Source organism: Sphingobium chungbukense (assembly GCF_001005725.1).
Classification (GTDB): domain Bacteria; phylum Pseudomonadota; class Alphaproteobacteria; order Sphingomonadales; family Sphingomonadaceae; genus Sphingobium; species Sphingobium chungbukense.
Map to the genome: position 1 here is coordinate 1 of NZ_LBIC01000002.1, position 15845 is coordinate 15845.

The 15845-nt window shown below is 53.9% G+C and carries 14 protein-coding genes and 2 pseudogenes; 13 read left to right on the forward strand and 3 right to left on the reverse strand.

What is annotated here, in order from left to right; all coding sequences use genetic code 11:
* The 12 genes and pseudogenes from YP76_RS05710 to YP76_RS27615 form a co-directional block, all read left to right on the forward strand.
* Window positions 1-438: pseudogene (locus YP76_RS05710) on the forward strand (dehydrogenase); the annotation flags it as partial.
* The gene (locus YP76_RS05715; RefSeq protein ID WP_046762673.1) at window positions 429-1295 is read left to right on the forward strand and encodes an NAD-dependent epimerase/dehydratase family protein; all 867 of its coding nucleotides are present in this window, start codon (window positions 429-431) and stop codon (window positions 1293-1295) included. The pseudogene YP76_RS05710 and the gene YP76_RS05715, both read left to right, overlap by 10 nt.
* On the forward strand, window positions 1295-2305 hold the full coding sequence (locus YP76_RS05720; protein WP_046762674.1) for a GDP-mannose 4,6-dehydratase: 1011 nt from the start codon (window positions 1295-1297) through the stop codon (window positions 2303-2305). Before YP76_RS05715 ends, YP76_RS05720 begins: the two co-directional genes overlap by 1 nt.
* 232 nt (window positions 2306-2537) lie before the next feature.
* The gene (locus YP76_RS05725) at window positions 2538-3644 is read left to right on the forward strand and encodes a polysaccharide biosynthesis/export family protein (protein WP_046762675.1); all 1107 of its coding nucleotides are present in this window, start codon (window positions 2538-2540) and stop codon (window positions 3642-3644) included.
* A 58-nt stretch (window positions 3645-3702) separates the two neighbouring features.
* Entirely contained in the window at window positions 3703-4362 is a 660-nt protein-coding gene (locus YP76_RS05730) for an ABC transporter ATP-binding protein (protein ID WP_046762676.1), read from the forward strand.
* Window positions 4319-5827, forward strand: coding sequence for a glycosyltransferase family protein (locus YP76_RS27610; RefSeq protein WP_157035677.1), 1509 nt, complete (start codon window positions 4319-4321; stop codon window positions 5825-5827). The genes YP76_RS05730 and YP76_RS27610 overlap by 44 nt, the downstream gene beginning before the upstream one ends.
* Window positions 5827-7068: an HAD-IIIA family hydrolase gene (locus YP76_RS05740; protein ID WP_046762678.1), complete on the forward strand. Its 1242-nt coding sequence runs from the start codon at window positions 5827-5829 to the stop codon at window positions 7066-7068. The genes YP76_RS27610 and YP76_RS05740 overlap by 1 nt, the downstream gene beginning before the upstream one ends.
* A gap of 158 nt (window positions 7069-7226) precedes the next feature.
* Window positions 7227-7472 carry a hypothetical protein gene (locus YP76_RS05745; RefSeq protein WP_046762679.1) on the forward strand — a complete coding sequence of 82 codons (246 nt, stop codon included), beginning with the start codon at window positions 7227-7229 and terminating at the stop codon, window positions 7470-7472.
* On the forward strand, window positions 7469-7612 hold the full coding sequence (locus YP76_RS28580; RefSeq protein ID WP_232307464.1) for a hypothetical protein: 144 nt from the start codon (window positions 7469-7471) through the stop codon (window positions 7610-7612). The genes YP76_RS05745 and YP76_RS28580 overlap by 4 nt, the downstream gene beginning before the upstream one ends.
* Window positions 7613-7637: 25 nt before the next feature.
* Window positions 7638-9482, forward strand: coding sequence for a glycosyltransferase family 4 protein (locus tag YP76_RS05750; RefSeq protein WP_046762680.1), 1845 nt, complete (start codon window positions 7638-7640; stop codon window positions 9480-9482).
* Window positions 9483-9651: 169 nt separating this feature from the next.
* Window positions 9652-11163: a GSCFA domain-containing protein gene (locus tag YP76_RS05755; RefSeq protein ID WP_232307465.1), complete on the forward strand. Its 1512-nt coding sequence runs from the start codon at window positions 9652-9654 to the stop codon at window positions 11161-11163.
* Window positions 11163-12017, forward strand: a complete 855-nt coding sequence (locus tag YP76_RS27615) for a WcbI family polysaccharide biosynthesis putative acetyltransferase (RefSeq protein WP_157035678.1) — start codon at window positions 11163-11165, stop codon at window positions 12015-12017. Before YP76_RS05755 ends, YP76_RS27615 begins: the two co-directional genes overlap by 1 nt.
* Before the next feature lie 69 nt (window positions 12018-12086).
* Here the strand turns inward: YP76_RS27615 and YP76_RS05765 are convergent, their stop codons facing one another.
* Entirely contained in the window at window positions 12087-12872 is a 786-nt protein-coding gene (locus YP76_RS05765) for an ABC transporter permease (protein WP_046762682.1), read from the reverse strand.
* A gap of 2 nt (window positions 12873-12874) precedes the next feature.
* Window positions 12875-14233 carry a hypothetical protein gene (locus YP76_RS05770; protein WP_052757321.1) on the reverse strand — a complete coding sequence of 453 codons (1359 nt, stop codon included), beginning with the start codon at window positions 14231-14233 and terminating at the stop codon, window positions 12875-12877.
* 163 nt (window positions 14234-14396) lie between these two features.
* Between YP76_RS05770 and YP76_RS27620 the strand changes: the two are divergent.
* Window positions 14397-14549, forward strand: a pseudogene (locus tag YP76_RS27620) (IS1380 family transposase); the annotation flags it as partial.
* Window positions 14550-14744: 195 nt separating this feature from the next.
* Here the strand turns inward: YP76_RS27620 and YP76_RS05775 are convergent.
* The gene (locus YP76_RS05775; RefSeq protein ID WP_408640427.1) at window positions 14745-15770 is read right to left on the reverse strand and encodes an IS110 family RNA-guided transposase; all 1026 of its coding nucleotides are present in this window, start codon (window positions 15768-15770) and stop codon (window positions 14745-14747) included.
* Window positions 15771-15845 lie beyond the last annotated feature (75 nt).

Genomic DNA, 15845 nt, shown 5'->3' on the forward strand with positions numbered 1-15845 from the left:
CTAGTATTTACCGGCCGATCGCGCCAATCGGCCAACATCATAGACGCACAGGCAAAATCCATCAGCAGCGGTGGAAAATCGCTTGAGGCCATGCATCAACTCAAACTCGAAGCTACACTGATGAAGGAGGCCCTGCTGTTCGGCAATATGCCGGAAGTTGGCCGAATTCTGGCGCGCGGTTGGGAGGCAAAGAAGCAAACTTCCGCCGCCGTTTCTTCGCCAGAGGTTGAGAGACTTTTTGATATCGCTCTGTCGAACGGCGCGTTGGCAGGCAAATTGTCGGGTGCTGGCGGCGGTGGCTTCGCTATGTTTTTGATCGATCCTACGCGTCGCAGCCAGGTTGCGCATCTGATCAACGAACAGTCTCTTGGGCGAACCGAAACCTGCCGCCTGATTGTCGAGGCCGCGACGAGTTGGGAGTATCCTCGATGGGTGTGAACGGTTCACTCCTTGTTGTCGGCGCAAAAGGATATGTCGGCGCCGCTATCATCGCCGAGGCGAGCCGGCGCGGACTTACGATTGCGGGAACGTCCTCCTTGGGCGGGAACGGTCTATTGCCCCTGGACCTGGCTCACCCGGAGAAATTCGACTATCAAGCAGTTTCGAAAGATTGGACGATTGTTTTGACCGCTGCGATCTCCAGCCCGGATCACTGTTCCAATAACTACGACAACGCCTATGCCATCAATGTCACCGGCACTACGCATTTCATAGAACGAGCGCTTGCGCGAGGCGCGCATGTCATCTTTCTTTCCTCCGATGCTGTCTATGGTGAAGCTCCTTTTCCAGTCACTGAAGACACGCCGTGCAGGCCGGTCGGCGCCTATGCGGAAATGAAACTAGAGGTGGAACGCCGCTTTCAAAGCGACCCGGGCTTCAAGGTCGCGCGGCTTTCCTATGTTTTTTCACGACAGGACAAGTTCACGCGCTATCTGCTCGATTGCGCCGCGAATGGCATCACGGCCGAAATATTCCACCCGTTTGCGCGCAACGTAATTCACCTCGGCGATGTAGTAGATGGTCTTCTCGCACTGCATGACCGTTGGGAGGCCACAGCCAATGTGGTCAATTTCGGCGGGAGCCGCTCGGTTTCCCGGCTGGACATCGCACGAGCTATCAAGCGGCTGGTTGCCCGGCAGCTGGACATTCGCGAGATTTCTCCCGGCCCTGATTTCTTCAAGGACCGGCCTCGGGAAATCCAGCTCGTTTCCACCCGGCTTGAATCTCTTCTCGGACGACCCTTGCGGTCGATCGATCAAGCAATCCAAATAGATTTTAACATCGGAGATCATTGATGGCATCTAAGGCGCTCATTACGGGCATCACCGGAATGGTGGGATCTCACCTTGCGGATTACCTGTTGGCAAATACGGACTGGGAAATCCATGGCCTGTGCCGGTGGCGCAGCCCGCTGACCAACATCCATCATCATATCCCGCGCATTAATGCGAAGGACCGGATGCATCTCCTCTATGGCGATCTCCGGGACTCCCTGTCGCTCGATCAGGTGGTGCGCGACAGCAAACCCGACTACGTCTTCCATCTCGCGGCGCAGAGCTATCCCAAGACCAGCTTCGACGCGCCGATCGAAACCTTCGACACCAATATCGAAGGGACCGAACGCTTGCTCGCAGCCCTGCGGCGCCACGCCCCTGAGGCCGTGATCCACGTCTGCGCATCTTCGGAAGTCTTCGGTCGCGTGCCGAAGGAAAAGCTGCCCATTGACGAGGAATGCACCTTCCACCCCGCATCGCCATATGCGATCTCCAAGGTGGGAACGGACCTCATCGGCCGCTATTATGGCGAGGCCTATGGGATGAAGGTCATGACCACGCGCATGTTCACCCACACCGGCCCGCGCCGCGGCGACGTGTTCGCCGAGAGCACCTTCGCAAAGCAGATCGCTCTTATCGAAAACAATCTGATCCCGCCGGTTGTGAAGACTGGCAATCTCGACTCTCTGCGCACCTGGGCAGACGTGCGGGATGCGGTGCGCGCCTATTATATGCTCGTTACGGTCGAGCCAACTCCGGGCGCCTATTACAATATCGGCGGCGATCACGTCGCTTCCGTGCGTGAAATGCTCGACACTTTGTTGTCCTTTTCGAATGTCAAGAACATAAGCGTGGAAACCGATCCGGAACGACTCCGCCCGATCGACGCCGATCTTCAGGTTCCCAACATCAAGAAGTTCCAGGACCATACCGGTTGGAAACCCGAAATTTCCTTTGAACAGACGATGGGTGACTTGCTCGAATATTGGCGGGAGCGGGTGGCACGTGAAGGGGACTTTCTGACTCGCTGATCCAAGCGACTTCCTAGCAACGACCGAGCGGTGATCCGGAATACGGGAGCGCCGCGCGGCGACCAGAGTGACACGCCGCCGTCGTTTCCATTGCCTTGCGCTGTGGCAGCGGTTATGCCCGCGCTACAACCCAACTACTGGACGGTTATCCTTGCCTATCTATGTCAAGCCTGCTGCTAGCCGCCGAGTTCTTAGGTTTTCCGCTGGAAAATGGGCACTCCTTGCCTGTGCGATGCCTGTCTTGCTGTCGGGATGCTCCTTTGTTCCAGCGGGCGGCCCGCGGTCCGACGCCATCAACCGCAGTGCAGACCGCATGGTCGGCGAAAGTCCCATTCGCGTCATTGACCTTGATGCTACCGTAGCAAAAAGAGTTGCAGCCAGCACGGTTCAGGCGAGCTTTTCTGAAACCCTAGGTGATGGCACGCCTGTCGGATCGCTTATCGGCCGAGGCGACATTGTGAGCGTGGAACTCTGGGAAGCGCCCCCGGCAGTGCTGTTCGGCGGCGGCATTGTCAATTTGGGCTCTGGGGCAACAGCGAGTCCGCGTTCGCAATTGACCGAACAGATGGTCGATCCCGAAGGCAAGATTTCCATACCGTTTGTGGGACTTGTTCAGGCTGCCGGTCGCACGCCCACCCAGTTGGGCCAAGTGATAGAGAGAGGCTTGACGGGGAAGGCCCACGCCCCGCAAGCGTTGGTGAAGGTCATCACCAGCGCCTCCCGAACCGTGACCGTAATGGGCGAAGTGAACAACAGTTCACGTGTACCCCTGACACCCAAAGGAGAGCGCCTGCTTGACGTACTGGCTAGCGTAGGTGGAACCCGGCAACCCGTCGGCAAAATGACTGTGCAAGTGACGCGTGACAGCCGCACGGTTTCCATGCCGCTAGAGCGCGTCGTTGCTAATCCACCGGAAAATATCCGCCTTCAGCCCGACGATCTGGTGACCGCGCTCTATCAGCCATACAGCTTTACCGCTCTGGGCGCTACTGGCCGTAATGAAGAGATTCCCTTCGAAGCGACCGGCATCACCTTGTCTCAGGCACTCGGTCGCGTTTCCGGATTGCAGGACATGCGAGCGAATGTATCCGGCGTCTTCATATTTAGAATGGAGTCGCCAGCAGCGCTGGGCATCGAAGTCGGCGGAGAAAAAATACCGGTCATCTATCGCATCGATCTTCGGGATCCCGTACTATTTTTTGCCGCGCAAAGCTTTCCAGTACGCAATCAGGACATCCTGTATGTCTCCAATGCACCGCTTGCCGATTTCCAGAAATTCGTCAATGTGATCGCATCGTCAGTTCTACCAGTAGTGACAGTCTCCACGGTTGTCCCATGATCACTACCTTACACCTGCGGACGTTACCGCCTGAAGCGGCTGAGGTAGACGTAACAGCATGATCACGCTGGAATCGGTTACTAAGCTTTACGACACCCGTCGCGGTCCCAAGACCGTGCTGGACGACATTAACCTATCCATCGACAGATCGGAAAAAATCGGCATTCTGGGCAGGAACGGCGCCGGAAAGTCAACGATGATCCGGATCATCAGCGGTGCAGAACGGCCGACGCAAGGAAAGGTCCACCGAAGCATGTCGGTGTCCTGGCCGCTTGCGTTCGGCGGAGCATTCCAGACAGGTCTGACGGGCGTTGATAATATCCGCTTCATCTGCCGAGTTTATGGCGTCAGCACCAAGGACAAGATCGAGATCGTCGACAATTTTGCGGAACTTGGTGCCTATCTGTATGAGCCGCTGCAGAATTATTCTTCAGGCATGCTGTCCCGTCTCGCATTCGGCATTTCCATGGCCGTGGATTTCGACTGCTTCTTAATCGATGAAGTCGTAGCTGTAGGCGACGCCCGTTTCCAAGAAAAATCTCGCACTGAACTTTTTGAAAAGCGCCAGCATAAAGCAATGATCATTGTGTCACATGATCCCGGCTTTATTCGCGAACACTGCACCCGCGTCTACGTCCTAGAAAATGGAAAGATTACCAGCTTCGTAGACGTAGATGAAGCATATCATTGCTATCATAGGATACTTTTGCTCGAATGATTATGGCGGCGCGCATGATGATATGGATTCAGTTATGCCGATGAAGTTCAATATTTGGCGTAAGTGGCGTGCAATTCGATCCTTTGGAAAGGAAGCTCGCTACACTTTGATGGGGCACCGTGATCGGGAAATCCGCAGGGATATCGACGAATTGCGCGGAGCTATAGCCGCACTGCAGCTCGAACGCTTCATTCAAGAATGTGCCAATCCTCACAGCCGAGCGGAACTCGCAGTTATCACATGTCTGCCGCCAGATGAAACAGGCATTGCCCGCTTTTCCGAAAGTCACTTGTCGGTTTGGCCAAAAGACTTAGACATCTACACGCACATCACCGATCATTCTAAGATCGTTCATGCGATGCGTACCATATGCGGCAAGAATTCAGATGCTAACCTCCTCTCGCTCGAAAGCCTTCCCTTTAATCATCTGCGGCGTCCCTATCGCAATATCGTTTTTGTCATTGGCAATTCCGATCACAACATAGTGTTGCTGAAATCTCTCAAAAATTTTATTGAGAGCTTCGGATCACAAGGTGTGCACTGCTATCTTCACGATCCTGCATGTTTTAACGTCACGCGTCACGCTCTCGGGCTGACTGAACAAGCATTTGCGGCGCAACTTGCCCAACTGCACGATAGGAAACTTAGAGACATCCGCGGCGGCAATAAACATGTGTTCGATGATTTTATCGATGCCGGGATATTCGGACCGCGAATTATTTCCCATATGTTCGGTGTACGCAGCTTCATCGTCAACAGCTTAGCTGCGAAAGAAATGATCCTCTCAAATTGCGGGGATCAGGCCTCGCATGTGGGGGTACTATACCATCCGGTTTTCGAACTAGAAAAAGGCGTTGATCCTGAACTAAGAAAATCCGAAAATAACGGCGAACTGGTTATCGGATCATATGGCTGTCCAAGCCTCAATAAATTGACCGACGTTATAATAGAGGCTTGCCATCTATTGACTAATGAAGGCAGGAATGTGCGCCTCATTCTGTCTGGTTATGGCAGCAAGATATATTTAGAACGTCACTTCGGCAACGAACCACCTTCATGGATAGACGTGCGTCATCAATCCAACGAAGCCGATTTCCAGCGCGACATGGTTGAATGCGACATCGCGATTCAGCTTCGGAAGCATAACCTCGGTGAAAGTAGCGGTGTCGTCCCCACTTTGCTTAAAATGGAAAAGACCGTGATTACATCCCCCATCGGCGCGTTTACAGCCTATGGTGACGCAGTCGTATATTTTGATGGGAACTCCACGGCTTTGGCTGACCTATTGCGGAAAAATGTGCGTGTTCCGCCGGAATGCATTCATGATTTTGTTTCAAAGCATGGGGTGGAACAGTTCAATGATGCTTTTCGTGCCATATTGAGTGAGAATAGTGGATTTGCGCCACTTTCCGCGCCAGAATTGGACATTGCAACAAACTCCATGATTTCGGAGGCCACATCCTGATGCCTTCCATTCGACAACTCGTCATCCTGGCGGGCGGCAAAGGCACGCGCCTTGGAGAACATGCCCGGACCACCCCGAAACCCATGATGCAAATTACCGAACAAAGGGTATTTCTTGACTACATCATAGAAAATGCGGCGCGACAGGGATTCGTCGACATTTTGATTGTCGCGGGCCATTTCGGGGACCAAATTGCCGCACGCTACCATCATGCCTGCTGCAAGGGCGCCAATATCTCCGTGTTCGTCGAACCCGAGGCGCGCGGGACAGCCGGTGCTCTGACATTTATTAGTGACCGACTTGCCGGGGCCTTCCTGGTGACAAACGGCGATACCTTCTTCGACATCAACTTTCGAGCGCTTGCCGCAAAGCTCGAAGGTTCGCCGCATTTGGACGCAGCAATTGCTCTGCGGACTGTCGATGATGTCGGTCGGTACGGTTCTGTGGAGGCAAACGGTGACGGCCTCGTAACCGAATTCAGAGAGAAGGACGAGAGCAGGATTGGACAGCAGGGCGTCATCAATGCGGGCGTTTACGCGATCCGTCATCGGGCGCTGTCAATGATCTCGAAATATCCTGCATCTATCGAAACCGATCTTTTCCCGCGCCTTGTAAAGGGAGGCACATTGGGTTCAGTTCGTGTCGAGGGATATTTCATCGACATCGGCCTTCCTGAAACTCTTCAACGCGGTCGGATTGAGCTACCCTTTCGTCGTCGCGACGCCCTCTTTCTGGATCGCGATGGAGTATTGAACCAAGACATCAACTACTTGCACAAGCGCGACGATTGGCAATGGATCGATGGTGCAAGGGAGGCCATTCGGGCCGCCAACGATGCGGGGCGCGCCGTAGTCGTCATAACCAATCAGGCAGGGATCGGACGTGGCAAATACCGTGAATGCGACGCGGTTTCCCTACATGCCTGGATGCAGGAAGAACTTCACGCATTTGGCGCATTTGTCGATGCTGTGTACCTCTGCCCCTACCATCCTGACGCGGTAGCAGAATCATATCGAATCAAGGCCCCGTTCGACCGCAAGCCAGAACCGGCCATGCTTCTGCGCGCTGCGCGACAGCATGACCTGAATCTCTCGCACTGCCTTTTCGTCGGTGATCAGTCCAGCGACGCGGCTGCAGCCGACGCTGCAGGGGTCGCTTTTCTCCATTTCCACGGTGGTAATCTGTACCAGGAGATCATGAGCAGCGAGAAGGGCCGTGCACTATTTGCCGCTTCGGCCTGATTAAACGGGATACCTGTATCAGATAGTTGCGCCTGCGGTGCACGAATCTCGACATGTCAGCTATTTCAGGCAAAAATCACTGGGCCTTCCTTTTAGCACGGTCCGGCCGGACTATTAGGGATGGTGACCACATCGATGATCAATGTTACAGGAGGCTCATGAGAAAGCTGACGAAATTGGTCCATGGGCTGAAAAAAGCCGGCACGGAATCGCAAGGCAATTCAAATAGCGGGGCAAGCGTGATCGAAGACTCAGAGGATCAGTCCGGCGGCCTGACTCTTGAAGACAGAGAGCTGATTGGCTTCATTGAGACGCTGGACAAGAGATTAGCTTCTCTAGAGCATGATCTTTGGATTGCTCGAAGGCAAATGGCCGAGCTCATTGATAACGAAGGCCATAAGTGATGAATTTGCGCCCAAAGTTGCCAGCGAACCGGATGCTTCTGGCTGATCTGCTCAATCAGCAGATTAAACGGCTTACTTCACTCGAACGCGAAATCGTCGATTTGATGGCTTCTCTCGATGAGCGCAAGCAGAGACGCTGAACGAGTTCCTGATAAGAGAGCTATCATGCAGAAGATTCATATCGTTTCGGTGATGCAGCCGGACAATCTTTGGTGCCGTAATCATACGCTCCTCATGTCTCGAGCATTGTGCGAGAGTTACGACATTGTCATTCTCTCCGACAAAATGTTTCCTCTGGCAGAAGAGGAAATTGATTTTTTCCCCAAGGGACGATCGCCGACCCTTCAGGATATACACATTTATTTCCAATATGATCGCGCTGATGATGATTTCATCTTATATCAGCTGGCTAATAACGATCATTTTGGCTGGATTGCAGAGTGCTTCCTCCGTCACCCAGGGGCAGTTCTTATGCATGATATCAGTCTATTCTGGTTATTCTGCCAGGCGACGGGACTGAAACACACCTTCATCGAAGAGGAAATTGGCATATCCAATGCGATCATGCTTAAAAATTCTCTTGACTGGAATAAACCGCGCCTTGCCGCGACCGGCGTGCATTCTGCTTATTTCAATCGGGCTATTCTCCAATATGCCTCGGGGATCATTACACATTCACCGTATCAAGCGGAAAATTTCCGCCGAAAATTCCCTGATGTCCCGGTGCATAGTGTCCCGCTCGTCCCAAACTTCCTTCATCCGCTAACGCCACTGGTTGACCGCACGGATCTCGCTCAGCACCGCGCCGAACTCGACATAACTGAAGAGACGATCACCTTCGGCGTAATGGGCTTTCAGGCGTTTCATAAGCGCCTTCCCGAACTGCTGGAGGGATTTTGTCGACTGGAACCCGACGCTGATGTGAAATTGTTGCTTGTCGGGAAATGGGATGCCGAGGTCCGCAAGCAGTGCGCCAAAAGCATTGCCGAACTTGAGCGCCGCGGCTGGGTGCTGCTGGTTGACCGTTATGTACCCGAAGTGGAATTGGAAACATTCATTGCGATCAGCGATGTAGTCGTCAACTTCCGCTATCCTACGGCCGGTGAAAGCAGTGGCATCGCCTGCCAGGCCCTAGCAGTTGGCGTACCACTTCTGGTGAATAAGATTGGATCCTTTGTCGACCTGCATGAAGACAGTGTCATTCGGGTTCCATTCGCCGTCGATGGCACCGAAGACGATGCAGTGGCTGATGTTCTGCGAAACATCACGCGCAATCCAGAATTTTTGAGGAAAAAGCAGCAAGCGGCTCGCGCGAACGTCTCATTTTACAGAATGCCGCGCTATAGTGCAGATTATTGCCGGATCGTCGCGGAACAGATGCATAATTACGTCGCGCGTCGCAGCAAGGCGGTGGAGCGCCTCGCCATCCGGCGGGAAAATGACGCTTGGTACCCTAAGAAGCGAGCGAGCGGCGGCCACGTGGCTGTTATTCTTGATAGCAACGGAAAAGGCATCTCCCTTACAAACCCCTTAATGGGCGACCGTGAGATACTCTCCATCGTTCACCGGGAAATGCAGCGCTCTGGCGATAAAAAACTGGATCCGAACGGTTCCATGTATCTGTCCATGCGCGCCATTGGCGAGCCTCTGAATGTGCTTGAGCCAGGCCTTGATCTCTCAAGCTACGCCAGCCTTTGCCTGACATGCCTGCCCAGCGGCGGCAAAGATGAACTGAAAGCCCTGACTGACGTAATATCCACCCTGCCAATCGGTGCCCGCATAATCGTCCCTGAGGCGTTTCTGGACTTCATAGCGATGGGTCAGGGATTTTACGAGGCAGGACTAGGTAAAAACGTGAATGACTATATGAATACGCTTCTACTCGAAGGCAAATACGCCGCTGAGGTGGGCATTTATCGTTATGGCCTCCATATCCTTGAAGACCTTAATCTTACGGATCAGCGTTTCTTAGTTCTGCGGTACGGATCTGCCGTACACACATATACCTGAACGCAGCCCCCAGATGCCTGACCGGAGGCATTTCACTTTGGTCATCATGGGAAGCGAGGCATTGTAAGTGGCGACCGCATCGGGTCGATGTTACTTGCCCAAGGCCTGGAACTACCGGTAGGATGATATTGCAATTTTCGTCACTGGTGGCGCCAGAGAAGAGGTTTTGATGACAGCCCAACCCTTTTCCAGAGTCTTTGATTTTTCACGGACCGACCAAGCAATGAGGCTGGAGGGGTTCTCTGGGACTGAAAGTAAAGGACGATGGAGCGATGGAAGTACCGCTCGGGTTGTACTCCTTAATGAATCCGACTGGCCACAGGTGTTAGCAATCGAGATTGAGGCTTCACCCTTCGTTCCCACCGATGCAGGCACACAATCCGTAGCAATCAATGTAAATGGCGCAAAACTAGCCGATTTTGCTTTTGAACGACATCTCGAACAAGTTCGACTAGATATCCCACTCTCGCTTGATCGAACCTCTGCCAAGCGGCCGTTAGAGATTCGCTTCGAAATAGATAATCCGGCAAGGCCAGTTAACCACGGCATGGGTGAGGATCGCCGAGATCTTGGCTTGTTCGTCTTCAGCATCAAGGTTAACGCGAGCGAAGCAACAGATATGCAGAGCGTGAGCAATCCCTATAAGGGCTTGCCGGGGCATCAATTCTGGCGTCGATCCATTTCCGCCGTCGAAAGTTTCCGGGTCGACCCGGTCACCAATCCGCGTTTCCGGATTTCCCAGAACGCGCGCGTGGGCACTGCCGGCAGTTGCTTCGCTCAACATATCTCAAGACGCATTTCCGCTGCTGGTTTCAATTATTTCGTGACCGAGAAGGGCGAAATGTTAAGTGAACGCGAGCGAGCACACAATAATTACGGCACCTTCTCTGCCCGATACGGCAATGTATACACCACTGTGCAACTGCTTCAGTTGTTCGATGAAGCATTCGGGACGCGGACACCGGCCGAAACGGCTTGGGTCCGTCCCGATGGCCGCTTTGTCGATCCTTATCGACAACAGGTTCAGCCCAACGGCTTCGACAGTGAAGAGGCCGTAAGGGCTGACCGGCGAAACCACCTCAATGCGGTTCGTCGCCTATTCGAAGACACAGACATCTTCGTTTTTACACTCGGCCTGACAGAGGCTTGGCGATCCAAGGCGGACGGCTCGGTTTTCTCGGCTGCGCCAGGCGTCGTGGGAGGCGGTTGGGATACCGACAAGTACGAGTTCATCAATCTGGACCTCGAGCAAACCTATGGTGCGCTAGAAGAATTCCTCGGTAAGTTTCACGCGATCAACCCAAACGCCAAGGTATTGCTAACGGTTTCACCCGTGCCGCTTATCGCGACCTATGAACCGCGTTCCGTCCTCGTTTCCACGGTTTACAGCAAATCGGTATTGCGCGTGGCTGCAGAAAAAGCGTTGAAGCGGTTCGACTGGGTGGACTATTTTCCGTCTTTCGAGATCATCACCGGAAGTTCTTCGGGTGGCCTCTATTATGAGGCGGATTACCGCGAGGTAAATATGCGCGGAGTGTCTCATGTGATGCGGTGCTTCATGAAACACTACATTGAAGGCGTCGACTCAGAACCTGCCGATCTGCCGCGAGAGATGATTACAAATAGCTCTATGTCTAACATCATTTGTGATGAAGAGATATTGGACAGGATACGGAACTAATGCCGGTTATGGAAAAGTGGTTAGTTATCTCCGCCTGCCAAGCCGTTGGTCTCGGCAACTGCATCCAATCTTTGGTTAGTGACGTAATGGTTACCGGGCTTGATATCGCCCTGTTCAATTCAGAGCCGAAGCGCTTCGGCAAGGAAATGGGCAATTACAGCAAATTATTCCTCAATCCAGGCGTCGCTCACCTTCTGCCACGCGGTGAAATTGACAAGATTGCTGATCGAGTTGCCGTCCCCGCCGTCTTTTTCCGACCTTACCATCCGGATCTCGTCTATCTTGAATGTGACGGAAAGGTCCTTCGGGGTCCGCAAGGAGACTATCATTCAGCGATTGTCTATGGGTGCTTCTCCAAAGGAATGGGCGTTTCTGATACTTTGCACTATTTCAATGGCAGCTTTTACGAGCGCTGCGGTTACATGTCGCTATGGGTGCCGGAACGCGAACGGCTGATCGCCGAAATGGCTGCTTCGGGAATAGACATTGCCGACTCATTACGGCGCTGGGGCAGGAACCGGGCATTCATGCACAGTTCGAACCATCCTCACATCCACGTTCTTCACGATGTTGCCAAGGAATTGGTGCACATGCAGGGTAGAACACCGATTGCAGGCGGTATTATCCCTCATGACAATCTGCAACTCGCAGAATGCTTTGCCATATATCCTGAGATAGGCGAGGCGCTAGGGGTCGAAGGCAGCTACATCTTCAAGGGAGATAGTTACAGGCCTGTCGATCTCGTTGAATTCGTTACGAAATCGTTCCAGATATACAATAGCTGCCCGCAGGGCACTGTCGTGCCATACGCCCATTACAAAGAATATGTCGACGCCGTATCCAGACATCTTTGATAGCAGCGATGCTCCGCATGGCCGGAGAAAATGCTCCCTCTGCAGGGGCAAGCCCCTGCAGAGAATAGATTATTTCTGTATTTTGCGCATGTGGATCAGTGCCACCAGCATGAACAGCATGTTCACTGCGATCACATAGATCAGATCATAATGAGCATGGACCTTTGATCCGAAAAAGCCATCCCGCAACAGCTCCGTTCCACTTACTTGCGGCAGCAACAGAATATAAGGCTGCACCGCTACAGGCATTGCGTCCACGAGGAACGCGGCTCCTCCGAAAGGAAACATGAGATATGCCGCTGGGTGCCAGAACTTTTCGACCATGTCGTGCTTTTCGGAGAGAGTGCCGAGCAGCATTGCGAGCGAGGCGCCGAACCAGATGAGAAATGCCCAACCCGCTATGACCTTAAGGAGGTTCTCTGGCGGTTCCATCCAGCCTATGGATATGAATAACAGGCCCAGCACTATGAAGGACATGGTCGTCCCGATTGCCTCAAGCAAAATGCGGGAAAGATAGATATCGATCGGGCGCACATTGTTGTGATGCATCAACGCTTCGTTGATCGTGATCGCAAACATACAACGCGCCGGCATGTTGCGCCACACCAGCAGACTTGAATAGCCAGTCAAGGCAAATGCCTCGATAGGGATTTCTACACCGTGAAGCGCCTTCATGAAGGTCCAAATCGCCGTCACGCCGATAGTGAAAATCATCGGCTCGACGAACAGCCAAAGGAAGCCGATATTGTGCCGGCCATAGCGGGTCAGCACTTCCCGCATGAGAAGGGCATGGATTACCCTCCACTGGATGCGGAGTGAGCGGAAGAAGCTTTGAAAGGTTGCGGCGTGCTGCACGGTCAGTCCTGATGTTCGCGAATGCCGGCAACAAGCATCCGGGCCAGCGCCCAAAGAACGAGGGAAAACAGCAGCACAGCAGCCATTCCCCGCAACTTACGCGGCTCTGCGGCCTCATCGGGCAGGTTGGGCCGATAGAGGGTTTCGATGTAGGATTGCTTCTTGTCTGCGGCGTTGCGCGCTTCCTGCAGCGCATTCAAGGCAACAGCATATTCCTTTTCCGCCAATGTATTGGCAAGTTGCAGACGCTGATATTCAATGCCCCGCGTCGCCATTGAATTGCGGTTGCCGGTCAGTTTGCCCTGTTCTTCGGCTAGCCCCTGATTCAACGCCGCAATGCGGTACTCTATCTCTTTCACCTGCGGATTATTAGGCGCTATAGACCGCAATTCGGACAATTGCGTACGAGCCGCCACTAATTCACCTTGCAGCTTTGTGATCAGTTCGATGCTCGCAGAGGCTTGTCGCTCAGGGTCAATGACGCCTTGCCTATTGCGATAGGCTGCAAGCGCAATAGACGTCTGCTGCAATCGTCCCTGCGCTGCCTCGGCTTCCTTCCTCGACAAGCCAATCATGTCGGCACGTGCCCGCTCGTTCAATTGATTAACAACTTTCTCAGCCTGCTCCATGAGCTTCAGATTGATGTTCTGAGCGTCCGAAGGGGTGAAAGCGCGGACACGGACAGTCGTGATCGCCGTCGAACGGTCATGTTCAATCTGAACCATATCGACGAAGTAACGATAAAGATCTTCAAATGTACCGTTCAACCCGGAAGAATTGAATCGATCAAAAATCGAAATTTGCGGCCGAGTATACGCCTTCTTGATATAATCTTTCTCGTCGAGATAGCTGAGGGCGGAGCGGGAAATCATATAGGCCCGCGCAGCATAAGCATTCTCGTCGTTACTGGACGTAACTCCTGTGTTTAATATCAATCCCAGACCATTGATCTTTGGCGTATCCGAATTACGGATAACAAAGCTCGATTCTGCGACATATACATCGGATGCAAGAACATAGTAGTACAATGCCGACAATGCGACAGGCAGCGAAACTATCAAGTGGAATGAAATGCCGATATTCTTGAATTTCTTCAAGCCATTCGACAAAAAACGCTTATTTTTCAATTTATCATCCCACAAGGCAATTGCCGATATGCGTTTTTGCAGCATTGGTCCGATTTCCTCCCTCTGCCGGCGGCGTTCCGCGAGGCTCAATAGCGACTTTTCCAGCGTGAGCAAAGAAACTATGCGGCGACCCACGCTGCAGAGCCCCCTTTCTCCCGTACATATATGGAGTTCGGCAAAGGCAGCAGACTTCAACTGGACACGGCCCTTCTTCTGATATGTCTCGAGCGGCATATCGAGGCCTCATGAGACCCTTGATGACAGACGCAGCCAGATCGCCGGGCAGCTAGCCCGTTTTATTCACGAGGGTCGGTGTAAAGGGTTGGCGGGAGTGGCATAAGCCATTGTCTTGCTGTAGGAAATTGGCTGTCTAGACCAACCTGCAACGAGGCAAAAAATGCCACAGGCCACACCCGCCGAGAGCCACGATAGCGCAGCGGTGATTTCGTTTCCAGCAGTGTGGCGCAAGAAGGTGGCGGGCACGTTCGATGGTGGGCGGTTGACTTCGGATGGCGGTGTTTTGCTGCTAGCCCAAGCTATGCTCAGGATCTGTAATTTGCAGTTGCTCGGCGGTTGTCCCTTGAGGTCTCAAAGATCTGTCCGCACTCGCCGACCGAGGCAGTGGTGCTGTATCGGGTCTCACAAGGCCGGACGTTGCATTGACTCGAAGCGGGCTTGGTAGCCCATCTGATCACCTTCGCAGATCGTCCGTCCCTGCGTTCCCTCGCGGGACACCGCCTTCGGGTCAGCTAGAGAGCATCACCGCTGGCGAACTGGTTCTTTCGCATCTCACGCCTCGAACAAAGTACCATCGCGTAACATGGCATGCATGATAGATAACAGCCAAGCGGCGGGCGAGAGCGACCCTGGCTTTTCTGAGGCCGCGCCGTTTCGCGATCTTGAGCGCCCAGCTTTTCAGCGCGAAGCTCTGCTTGGTGCGTGTCAGGATCGAGTTGGCCGCTTCATAGAGCAGCTTGCGAACGGTACCGTCCCCCTGTTTGGTGATCCGGCCCGTCCAGTCGAGTTTGCCCGATTGGTGCCGTCGGGGAACTAGCCCGAAGTAGGCACCGGCCGTCCGTGATCGCTTGAACCGGCTTGCGTCATCGACGGCTGCGGCGAACGCGGCTGAGGTCTGCACGCCCACGCCGGGGATGCTCATCAGGGCTTGGCAGACTGGCGCTGCGGCGCAGATCGCCTTCAGTTGGCGATCCATCTGTCCGATTTCGGCGACAAGGCCCTCGCGGGCGCGGACCAGCGATGCAACCGCTTCACCAAGACCGGGAACTGACGCTGCTACCTGTATTCGCGCTAGGAACCGCTCGCCTTGGCCTATGCCCAGCCTGATCCCGAAGGTAGCGCAGAGACCGCGGATGGTGTTGTCCAGCCGAACGCGCGCTTCGACCAGGTGCCCCCGCGTAGTGATCACGGCGCGGACACCATGCGCCGCCGACGATTTGACATGCACCTCCTTGTAAAAGCCGGTCCGCGCCAATTCGGCCAACCCGGCCGCATCATGCGGATCTGTCTTGTTCGCCTTCATCGCTTTCAGGCTTTGATGTGCCTGGCGCGCGTCGATGCAGACGATTGCAACGCCCAACTCGCGAAGGCCCAGGGCGATTGATGGTGTCATCCGCCCGGTCTCGATCACCGCGCGCTCGATCGGCCCGTATTGCTCCAGTGCCACGGCGATCGCCTCCGGCGTGCTGTCAACGCATTGCGTTCCGATCTTGCGTCCATCAGTATCGACGACACAGACATGTGTCGTTTCCATCGACAGATCCCAATCTGATGCATCTTCAGGCTGCGCTGATCCAGGCAGGCAGAGGTGGCCTGGCAAAACTGAACA

Coding starts and splice junctions, on each gene's coding strand:
- YP76_RS05740 (WP_046762678.1), top strand. CDS start 5,827: ATGCCTTCCATTCGACAACTCGTCATCCTGGCGGGCGGCAAAGGCACG.
- YP76_RS05755 (WP_232307465.1), top strand. CDS start 9,652: ATGACAGCCCAACCCTTTTCCAGAGTCTTTGATTTTTCACGGACCGAC.
- YP76_RS05730 (WP_046762676.1), top strand. CDS start 3,703: ATGATCACGCTGGAATCGGTTACTAAGCTTTACGACACCCGTCGCGGT.
- YP76_RS05770 (WP_052757321.1), bottom strand. CDS start 14,233: ATGCCGCTCGAGACATATCAGAAGAAGGGCCGTGTCCAGTTGAAGTCT.
- YP76_RS05725 (WP_046762675.1), top strand. CDS start 2,538: ATGCCTGTCTTGCTGTCGGGATGCTCCTTTGTTCCAGCGGGCGGCCCG.
- YP76_RS05745 (WP_046762679.1), top strand. CDS start 7,227: ATGAGAAAGCTGACGAAATTGGTCCATGGGCTGAAAAAAGCCGGCACG.
- YP76_RS27610 (WP_157035677.1), top strand. CDS start 4,319: ATGAAGCATATCATTGCTATCATAGGATACTTTTGCTCGAATGATTAT.
- YP76_RS05720 (WP_046762674.1), top strand. CDS start 1,295: ATGGCATCTAAGGCGCTCATTACGGGCATCACCGGAATGGTGGGATCT.
- YP76_RS27615 (WP_157035678.1), top strand. CDS start 11,163: ATGCCGGTTATGGAAAAGTGGTTAGTTATCTCCGCCTGCCAAGCCGTT.
- YP76_RS05775 (WP_408640427.1), bottom strand. CDS start 15,770: ATGGAAACGACACATGTCTGTGTCGTCGATACTGATGGACGCAAGATC.
- YP76_RS05715 (WP_046762673.1), top strand. CDS start 429: ATGGGTGTGAACGGTTCACTCCTTGTTGTCGGCGCAAAAGGATATGTC.
- YP76_RS05750 (WP_046762680.1), top strand. CDS start 7,638: ATGCAGAAGATTCATATCGTTTCGGTGATGCAGCCGGACAATCTTTGG.